Annotated in this window: 9 protein-coding genes and 1 pseudogene; 1 reads left to right on the top strand and 9 read right to left on the bottom strand. The window is 42.6% G+C overall.

Annotated features, from left to right (window positions below):
• Positions 1-15: 15 nt before the first annotated feature.
• Both FMM05_RS20625 and dinB read right to left on the bottom strand, forming a co-directional pair.
• Positions 16-3075 (bottom strand): DNA polymerase III subunit alpha, encoded by a 3060-nt coding sequence (locus tag FMM05_RS20625; RefSeq protein ID WP_143375321.1) that lies wholly within the window; start codon positions 3073-3075, stop codon positions 16-18.
• Positions 3076-4227 carry a DNA polymerase IV gene (dinB, locus tag FMM05_RS20630; RefSeq protein WP_143375322.1) on the bottom strand — a complete coding sequence of 384 codons (1152 nt, stop codon included), beginning with the start codon at positions 4225-4227 and terminating at the stop codon, positions 3076-3078.
• A gap of 87 nt (positions 4228-4314) precedes the next feature.
• Here dinB and FMM05_RS20635 point away from each other — a divergent pair, with 87 nt between their 5' ends.
• Positions 4315-5085: an XRE family transcriptional regulator gene (locus FMM05_RS20635; RefSeq protein ID WP_143375323.1), complete on the top strand. Its 771-nt coding sequence runs from the start codon at positions 4315-4317 to the stop codon at positions 5083-5085.
• Positions 5086-5094: 9 nt separating this feature from the next.
• Here FMM05_RS20635 and FMM05_RS20640 read toward each other — a convergent pair whose 3' ends face one another.
• The 7 genes and pseudogenes from FMM05_RS20640 to FMM05_RS21055 all read right to left on the bottom strand — a co-directional run.
• Entirely contained in the window at positions 5095-6228 is a 1134-nt protein-coding gene (locus tag FMM05_RS20640) for a type II secretion system F family protein (RefSeq protein WP_143375324.1), read from the bottom strand.
• Positions 6218-6685: a PulJ/GspJ family protein gene (locus FMM05_RS20645; protein ID WP_143375325.1), complete on the bottom strand. Its 468-nt coding sequence runs from the start codon at positions 6683-6685 to the stop codon at positions 6218-6220. The genes FMM05_RS20640 and FMM05_RS20645 overlap by 11 nt, the downstream gene beginning before the upstream one ends.
• Positions 6667-7008 carry a hypothetical protein gene (locus tag FMM05_RS20650; protein ID WP_143375326.1) on the bottom strand — a complete coding sequence of 114 codons (342 nt, stop codon included), beginning with the start codon at positions 7006-7008 and terminating at the stop codon, positions 6667-6669. The genes FMM05_RS20645 and FMM05_RS20650 overlap by 19 nt, the downstream gene beginning before the upstream one ends.
• On the bottom strand, positions 6996-8282 hold the full coding sequence (locus FMM05_RS20655; protein WP_143375327.1) for a bactofilin family protein: 1287 nt from the start codon (positions 8280-8282) through the stop codon (positions 6996-6998). The genes FMM05_RS20650 and FMM05_RS20655 overlap by 13 nt, the downstream gene beginning before the upstream one ends.
• Position 8283: 1 nt before the next feature.
• Positions 8284-8760: a hypothetical protein gene (locus FMM05_RS20660; protein ID WP_143375328.1), complete on the bottom strand. Its 477-nt coding sequence runs from the start codon at positions 8758-8760 to the stop codon at positions 8284-8286.
• Positions 8761-8764: 4 nt separating this feature from the next.
• On the bottom strand, positions 8765-9694 hold the full coding sequence (locus FMM05_RS20665) for a hypothetical protein (RefSeq protein WP_143375329.1): 930 nt from the start codon (positions 9692-9694) through the stop codon (positions 8765-8767).
• Positions 9695-9700: 6 nt separating this feature from the next.
• Positions 9701-10061, bottom strand: a pseudogene (locus FMM05_RS21055) (hypothetical protein); the annotation flags it as partial.

The raw sequence follows: 10061 nt of genomic DNA on the forward strand, positions 1-10061 counted from the left end.
AATTATAAGGCAAATTTAAACTTTTTTCATTTTATGGCGTGGCAGGCCAATTGCCTGTTCCTGAGGATATGGGGCGCGGTCGGTCATGCTGATATCCTCGCGAAGCTGCCCGTGCGCCTCATATTGCCGCTCATTGGCATTTGAATAACGCGGATCAGGGATAAAGGGAAGCTTTGCCATTTTGGTAATGGTGATGGTTGGAAAATGGTAGTCTACTTCCACGTTCCCTAAAAGCAGGTAACATCCCGGCCCCTGAAAAGGATATGTTTTCAGGACATTATTGAAATGGGCAGTATCGAAGAATTCCCCGTTCACATCAACCCAGGTCCCAAAATACATTTCACCGCGCACGGTCGGCACATGCTTACGGGATACCAGGTAAGCGATCATGCGTACCTGCTTTTTATGGAAGTTTAGCAGGTCCTTTGCCATCACATTACCTCGCGAGCGGGTTTGTAACAGGTCAAATGGCGAACAGGATACGGGAAAGCCCAGCAGCTCGATCTCATCAAAGGCATCCTCGAAGGCAGAGCGTTCCAATGCCGGTAATTTGTATTCTTTAACCGGTTCCTGGATCAGCTTTATGGCGCGGTCTTCAGGTTTGAAATTTGAAAGGATCAGCCGCGCAATAACCAGTAATTGGTTCTTGGTTTTGCCGGTAAAGCGGAACGCGCCTATAAAAATGAGTGTCTGGATGCTTTCAATGCCAATGGGCATACGGTTAATGAAATCTTCAAGCGAAAGGTAATCACCATTACGCTGGCGCTCTTCAATGATGGCACTTGCCAATTTGCTTTCCAACCCGTCAAGGTGCATGAACCCGAGATAGGCATCAACACCATAAAGCGTGGCTTCATTTTCGCTTTTATTAACGCAGGGGTTATGGATGACAGCTCCCGACATTCGCGCCTCATGTACATAAACCTCCGTACGGTAAAAGCCGCCCTGGTTGTTGATGACCGCGACCATAAATTCGACAGGATAATACACTTTCAGGTACAGGCTTTGATAGCTTTCTACCGCATAGGAAGCAGAATGCGCCTTACAAAACGAATACCCGGCAAAGGATTCGATCTGTCGGTAGATCTCCTGGCTCAGTTCCAGCGGATGACCCTGCGCAGCACAGCATTCAATAAAATGGTCTTTCACTTTTTGCAGCGCTTCTTTAGAACGCCCTTTACCGCTCATGGCACGGCGTAATATGTCACCATCCTCAGCCGGTAGGCCGCCGTAGTGCAAGGCGATCTTGATCACATCTTCCTGGTACACCATGATGCCGTATGTTTCACCGAGCTGCTTTTCAAATACTTTATGGAAGTATTCAAATTTATCGGGGTTGTTATGGCGGAAGATATACTCGGTCATCATCCCGCTTTGCGCCACACCGGGGCGGATAATGGACGAAGCCGCCACCAGTACCTTGTAGCTTTTACAAAGTAGCCTACGGAGCAGGCCACGCATGGCAGGGCTTTCAATGTAAAAATTGCCGATGGTCCAGCCTTTGCTCAGGTATTCATTGCATTTTGCTTCATCGATACAGATACTGGTGTCCCTAATATCGACTTTTACACCCCGGTTCTTTTCAATGATGCGTACCGCCTCATCAATATGGCCGAGGCCGCGCTGGCTCAGGATATCGAACTTTTCAAAGCCGATGTCTTCTGCCACATGCATATCGAACTGCACAATAGGGAAGCCCTTTGGCGGCATTTCAAGTGTTGTAAAGTTGGTAATTGGCTCTTCGGAAATAATAATACCGCAGGAATGCATACTGCGCTGGTTTGGGAACTTCGCCAGCATTTTGCCATACTTGTGTACCTGCCGCACCCGTTTGTTTTTGTCATGGGTATCCATTGGTTTGGTCGCCAGCATATCCAGTTCCTCTTTAGGCAGGCCGAAGACTTTACCTACTTCGCGAAATATCGAGCGGTATTTAAACTCGACGTTGGTGCCGCAAAAAGCAACGTGGTCGGCTCCATAGCGGTCGAAAATATATTGCAGGATGGTGTCGCGTTCTTTCCAGCTCCAGTCAATATCGAAATCCGGCGGGCTCTTGCGGTTCAGGTTCAAAAAACGCTCAAAATACAGGTCCAGTTCCAAAGGGCAAATAGCGGTAATCCCTAAACAATACGCGATAATACTGTTCGCACCACTGCCACGGCCTACGTGCATAAAGCCGATACTGTTGCTATACCGTATGATATCCCAGGTGATTAAGAAATAGCCACTGAATTCAAGTTCATCAATAACCTTTAGTTCCCTGGCAACACGGGCTTTGGCAGCGGCATTGTGAGCCCCATATTTTTTGACCATGCCTTGCTCAGCCAGCCGTGTTAAAAGCTGGATATCGGTTTTCCGGTTTTCGGTGTAGTATTTCTTATTGCGCGGGATGCCAAATTCATATTCAAAATGGCACTGGTCAATTACGTTTTGCGTATTATTAGTGATCGAAGGATAGTTGCTATAATTTTCCAATAATGCCTCCTGTGGAACCATCATCTCAGAGGCATTGCAATAATCATTTTCCTTAAGCATTGAACCCAGAATATTCAGGTCAATGGCGCGAAGTATTTTATGAAGGTTGAATTCTTCCTTGCCCCGAACGGTTACCGGTTGCAAAGCCACCATTTTATCCAGCCTGCTGTTCCATTTTTCATGGAACAAAAGCAACAATTCGTCCGGCCTGATACCGATGTACTCATAATCCTGTAGAACAGCCGGGGCATTATCCAACGGGTAAATGATAATTACATTTTCGAAAACCGGTGCAATAAGTGGTAGTGGGGTATCATCGAAATTGTGCCTGGTCAGAAAGCGGTTCATCTCGCCAAGCCCTTGGCAGTTTTTCGCAAGGCCAATGTAACACAATTTGTGGTCGCAACGGAACTCTATACCTACAAGTGGTTTAATACCTGCCGCTTTACAGAATTTTATAAAATCATAGATACCCGTTACCGTATTGATATCAGTGAGCGCCATTGCCGAAACTTTGCAGGCAGCGGCCAGATGTACCAGATCCTGCAAAGGAATGGTGCCGTAGCGCAGGCTGTGGTAGGAATGGCAATTGAGGTACATCTACTTACACTTTAAAATAATACCGGCACCACGCGCCACGGCATCAAAACCAAAGCGCTTTTTCATCTTATCCATCGCCTGGTAGAGTGCCATCATTTCCTGTGTGTCCTCGAATATGTTGATCTGGTAAGTTCCGCGCACCAGCCCGCCAAACTGTATGCCCACTTTGCGCAGGGTCATACGGCGCTGGTACAACCTGTCAAAGAGTTCTTTCACTACACGCACCAAAGTATGGTCTGCCGAGGTATAAGGCACCTTACATTGTTTTGTCTCCGTATCAAAGTTCGAATATTTAATACTCACCACCACAGTAGAGGTTAGCCACTGCTCAGAGCGTAGCTTAAACGCGAGCTTTTCAACCATGCCCGCTAATATGCTTTTAAGGAAAACGATGTCGGTGGTATCCTCATGGAAGGTCTGGTCGGTCGATAAGGATTTGCGTTCCCTGTAGGGTTCTACAGGGCTTAGGTCAATACCGTTGGCTTTTCGCCAAAGCTCAGCACCGTTCTTGCCGATTATCTGCTGCAAGACCTCGGCAGGCATTTCAGAAAGCGTTTCAATATTCCGGATGCCGATACGCGAGAGCAGGGTGAAGGTAGCCTCACCCACCATGGGGATCTTGCGGATGGATAAGGGGTTTAGGAATGGGCGCACCATATTCTCGGAAATTTGCAGGTTGCCTTTAGGCTTACCCTCACCGGTTGCAATTTTTGAAACGGTTTTGTTCACGGATAAAGCGAAGCTTATCGGCAGGCCTGTTTCTCTGGTCACGGATGCCGCGAGTTCGCTCGTCCATTTGTAAGAACCGTGAAATTTATCGATGCCTGAGATGTCAAGGTAATGTTCATCGATGCTCGCTTTTTCCATCAGCGGCGCTTTTTCTTCAATGACCTGGGTAACGGTATTGGACAATTTTGAGTAGAGTTCCATGTCACCTTTAATCACTTTTGCCTGCGGGCAAAGGCGCAGGGCCATCTTCATGGGCATTGCAGAACGGACCCCGAAGATACGGGCTTCATAGGAACATGAAGCAACCACGCCACGGTCACCACCACCGATAACGAGCGGGATACCCTCTAATTTAGAGTTGGTTAGCCGCTCACAGGATACAAAGAATGTATCCAAGTCCATATGTACAATTGCCCTGTCCATGATCACCTCATTTAATACCTGACAAAATTAGTCCGTATTGGAACATAAAAACATATCTTTGCTGTTCTAATTCGGAACAAAATCGTTATGTCCTTATTTTCAGATAATATCCGGTTTCTGCGCACGCAGAAAAAAGTCTCCCAGGATAAGGTGGCGGAGGCCACCGGCATCCCGCGTTCCAACTACGCCAAGTATGAATTGGGCTATAGTGAAGCACCGCATGATGCGTTGCTCAAACTATCCCGATATTACCATTGCAGCATTGACCTGCTACTCTCGGTCGATGTCCGTAAGGTAGATTTTGAGAAACTACTTAAGCTGGACGATAACAGGATATTGCTACCCATCTCTGTAGACTCCAATGGTGATAATGTCATTGAGGTAATATCGCATAAGGCTAAAGCCGGTTATTTATCGAGTTACAGTGACCCGGAATTTATAGAAAGCCTGCAACACCTTACCCTACCTTTTGTGAAAAATGGCAAGTTCAGGGCATTCCCTGTAGAGGGGGATTCCATGCCGCCTCATAAAGATGGTTCCTTTATCGTTAGCCGGTATATTGAGAATTTAGGGGATGTAATTGATGGTAAGACCTATGTGCTGCTTACCAAAAGCGAGGGTATCGTTTACAAAAGGCTGAGCCGTAGCGGAGCAAAAAAACTAACTCTGCAATCCGACAATACATTTTATAAGCCTTATGAGATCAAAATTTCCGAAGTTTTAGAAATATGGGAATACAACTGTAGCATAGCCACAAAAGAATTTGCACCTGATGACATCAGCCCTGAATCAATTACGGAGATGTTTCTGCAATTGCAAAAGGGGATGAATGAGATTAAGAATACCTTGAAGGGTTAAGATTAACATTTACCCAATAGCACTACTCAATTGAAACATAGGTAAGTACATCGCAACAAGCAAAACAGCTACAATACCCCCAATAAATAAAATTATTAGAGGTTCCAAAACCGTGGACATTACTTTGGATTGTTGGATCACTTCCTGATTATATTGTTCATTAAGCTGGTTAAAGACATATTCGGTTTGGTTGGTTTCCTCGGCTACTTTGACCAAGGAAATTATCCTGCGATCAAAAAGCCTGGTTAGCTTCAGGCTTTCACTAAGGCTGCTTCCTTTTAGTATATCTTCTTCCACTTTTTGCAGGTCATCCTGCAAAGGAACGAACTGTATCATTTGCCGTACCATCTGGATACTGTTAAGAATAGGCACTTTGGATGATGTTAATAATGTTACTGCCTGTGTGAACTGCGCAAGGTAAACCTTGGCGGTAAAAGGGCCTAAAATAGGTACCTTAAGCATTGAATAATGCAGGGTTTTACGATAGATATGATTGTCCTTTAAAAAACGGCTGGCAAAAAATAAACCAATAATTACGATAAAGATCATCACCCCATAGGATTGTGTAATTGTCGACATCTTCATAATGATACGGGTAAGCGCAGGAAGTTCCATTTGGTTTTGTTTAAAGATTCCTTCAAACATGGGTACGACATAACTAAGCATGAAGAACACCACTAAAATTGCTGTAGAAAATACTATTCCGGGATAGGTAAGGGCAGCAATTACAATGCGTCTTTGCTCATTTTTGCGTTCAAAGAACACCCCAAGCTCCTGGCACACGCGCGCAGTAGTACCTGTCTCTTCACCAATTTTTAACGAGTGGTATTCATACTCAGAAAACTGTTTAGAAGTAAACAATGCATCTGAAAAGGGCTTTCCGTTTACAACCTGTTGTAAAACTGTTTCAAACAATTCTTTATCGGCCTGCTTTTTAAAGGATTCTACGATAAGTGTCAGGGCTTCTTTAATCGTAATGCCTGCTTTTAACAGCACACCTAATTCCAGATAAAAAGATTGTTTCTTTTTATTATTAAACCCACTACCAAAAAGAGTGATCTCTTTTTTTAGTAGCCGTTCAATATCACTGCCGGTATTACTTTTAACTTTCGCTGCCGGAATATTGTCTAATTTAAAAGCCATCCTTATTCATATTTAGGGTTGCATCGGTAGTGGAAAAAGCAAAAAATGAATATCCCGGTATTTCCGCCTCTGCTGATATACCAATTGCATCAGTATATCCTGATTTTACTTCACGCCCATTAAATAACAGCTTTTCTATTTGTAATTTAGCATATATCGTATCTGTGTTTCGCAACACAAAGCTTTCTGAAAAAGAATAGGTTATTGTGTCAGTATCTGACAGAGCAACTAATTTTTGATTTTGATAATTAAGGGTGTTATGCGAGTTAAAGTCCTGCCAAAGCCTTTGCTCCAGCAATGATAATTCTGTTGTTTTATCGAAATTCCTTTTAATAATATATACCTGCTTTTGGACCAGGCTAAGCACACTAAAGGCCATGCCCACAACAATGGCGGTAATGATCATTACCACCAGCATTTCAGAGAGTGTAAAGGATTTTAGTTTTGCAGCGTACATAAGCGGTTTCTTGTTATTTCGTTCTTATTATCATTTTTTACAGCCATAATTTTTAACCATTGTTTTCCTTGGTACTCTTGTTTTATTAGTTCAACATGCCAGTTTTTGAACTCTTCAGAATAGGGTAATTGTATGGTATTATGTTGCGCACTGTATTCCAATTCAAAAAGCCTGTTTTCTATAGCATGTGTGTTACGTGAAAAGGAGTTAAATAACAGGTTATTGAGTACCAAACTGGCTACAATAAAAACTACAACAATAAGCACTGTAGCCACAAGGGCCTCAATTAAAGTTGCCGACCTAAGTTTTGTTAATATAGCCATTTCATAACCGATTTAGTTTGGTTTTCAAACAATATACCGCCAAAATTCTCTGGCAGCTCTTTGTTTGTTATGGTAGCACAGTATAAATGGTTTACGTACACCGTGCCTCCCTCATTAGTAATGAATTGATTAGTATATACCGTTCCTTTTACTTTTCCCCTAAGCTCCAAATTACCTTGGCAATAAATCTCTCCTTTAATTGTTACGTCACTACTTATGTAGACATTGGCCTTAAAATTAGAATCGGCGAGAGAGCCAAAGTAACACACCGATCCACGAACAGTTGAACCGGAATCTACAGCTATTTTATTACTGAACAGGTCATTTGCGTCACCGGTTTGGACGCCGTCGTATGACAAAATAAGTGCCGAAGGATATTGTAGTTGACAATTTTTGCCCACTTTTATAGTTTCTGATGCGATTGCTTGAAAGTTGCCATCAACGCCATCTTCAATTATAATTACAGGGGCACTTATAATTATATCTTTTAGCAGCGCTGTCCTTCGTATCGTTATTTTTTGGGCCGACCGTATTACAATATTGCCGATTAGAGTAATATCTGCTAATACAATAGGGCCTTCCGAAACATACCCTTTTACAGGGTCTCTAAAGGAATTTATCACATTGGAGTTAGGCCGCACCGGAATGAATCCTTTATCTGCTACCGGCACAAATTCTTTAAGGTAATAGTTAATCTCTGCCTTATAATCGTATTTCAATTTAGGTAAACTATCAGTGCTTTTTTTTACCACGCCAAAGATCATCTCGCTGCCGTAATAGCTATGTCCGGCAATACTGCCCGTAGTAAGGCCCTGCTCGGGCAGATAAGCATTACCTTCAATATGTGTAGCGCCCACAACAGCAAGCGGTTTAAACGTTTCCTGAAGATATAAAGCGGGACGACTTTCTGCCGTCATGCTACTGCCAATTAAACAACATTTTACAAACTCTTTATTTCCTTGAGTAGCCTTCACAAATGCTTTTTCAAAAATGCCCCAATGCGAAAGATGGGTTATCACTTTTTGACTGTCAGGAACGTCAGGAACATTTAGCAAAATAGTATCAGGGGTAGCGGTTTTCTCTACGAGCAGTGCTGAAATACCCGTATCAGCTAACTGGATAGTAGTTATAATAGCTTTAGATTGTTCCAAAAAAAAGCGGTGTGTGTATGCAAGCAATAAGGCACCGGCAAGGACCAAAGCAATAACTACCGATATAAATACAGTAAATTGTAAAGCACCGGAGCGTAACTTATGTTGCCAGTTAATCTTCAACTTATTGCTGTATTAGTATCTTATTCGTGTTCCCTTTGTATGTTACATCTATGTATTCCCGGTTACCATTTTTTAGGATAATTTGCTGTTCAGTATCTTTCTGGTGCATCAGATACGTTTGCCCGTTTATGATAACCATAAACACTTTTTTTTTGTCCTTACTATCAGACACGATACCTTTGTAAACCACAGATGGCCAGTTAACCGGCTCTTTGGGTATTGCCTTTTTCTTTATAAAGGCCTTTCGTATATTAGGATCTACCGGCAAATAGGCTTTGCCTAAGAAAGGATCGCGATAATTTACATTAATAGAGATACTGTCCCTTTCTTTTACAGCTAATGGCTTAACCTTTAAATTTATAGTGACATCTTCCTGGATGGCTTCGTCTGATGTAAAAGAAAAAAACTGGTATACCAGCAAAGCCCATATAAGGAGCACCGCTGCTAATAGTATGTATGTATTTCTTTTATTTTTCATCTTTTTAATTAAGCGTAAAGCTAAATACGCTGCTTTGCTGGCTTACATTTCCGGCCGCATCAAACGCTTTAACAAACCAAAAATAGGTACCATCTCCCAAGGTAGCCGTGTTGTAAGGGCTGGTTTGTTCGTTTTTATATTCAAGATCAGTAAGGGTGTTGTTATTATAAATATAAATACTGTCTTTTTCGACGCTTCCGGCAATAGCAACCCTGTTCCATTGAAAAGTTACATCGTTATTTGAGGTATTGGTAAGGTTAGCCGGTAAATTTAGCTGGGGAGTGTTAGGGGCAGTAAGGTCTATTAAAATAGTGCGCGATGAGTATAATGTATTTTGGTCACCATTGCCGGCCCTTACTTTCCACTGGTAGCTCCCTTCGGGAAATAAATAAGTAAATGTAGTCCCATTGGTATCCTGTTCTGACACCGAAGTGCTAGACTGGGTATTTACTATTTGTATATGGTAGCCGGTAGCGCCAATTACCGGTTGCCAAATGAGATTTTGTGAGGCGACATTTGTAATTGTGTTATTTGCAGGCAATGACAGTGTTACAGAATTATTTTGGAAATCTTCATTGCTCAATACTTTTAATGACCTGGTGGAATAAGCCGTTTCATATCCGCTGTTTACTGCCTTAACGCGCCACTCATAATCCCCAACATTTAACTGGGTTGTGAACGAGGTGGTATCGACAACATTGTCGGTAATAATTTGTAATGGCGCAGTAAAATTGGGCCTGGCAATTTGTATCCTGTATTGGGTGCCGTTCTCTATAGGGTCCCAGGTAAATGTTATGCCGGTAGAATAAAATTCAGCATCGTCTACCGGAGCAACCAAATTTACAGTTTCATCGGATATATCATCCTCCAATAAGATTTCCTCACACGAGAAAACCAAAAGCAGTAGCATCGGTAGCAGTAGTATTTTTTTCATGGCTGCTTATAATTTAAATAAATTTTTATCTTCCTTATCCTTTACATGGCTCTTGGTGTTGCCTTTACAGCTCTTGTTGTCATCCACGATCTCACCAATGTACCATTGCTGCCTATCGTCAACAGCCCAACAAAATTTGCCCAAGGTATAGGCAAGTGGTACACCGCTCCCTAATTCAATAGTTTCAGTTTTTTTACCGGCCTTATAAAGTGCGATGGTGTATTTTTTATCCTGGCTGTTTAAAAGGTAGTATGCATCAGCCGATTTAATTTTTGCCAATTCTTCTCCCGGCAGTACTAATACCATACCAGTTACGGCAACCGTTTTTTTAGTGTCTTTCAGGTATGTTGCAATATCCCTGTTGTAT

Origin of the sequence: Flavobacterium zepuense, from assembly GCF_007097145.1 — a bacterium.
GTDB lineage: Bacteria > Bacteroidota > Bacteroidia > Flavobacteriales > Flavobacteriaceae > Flavobacterium > Flavobacterium zepuense.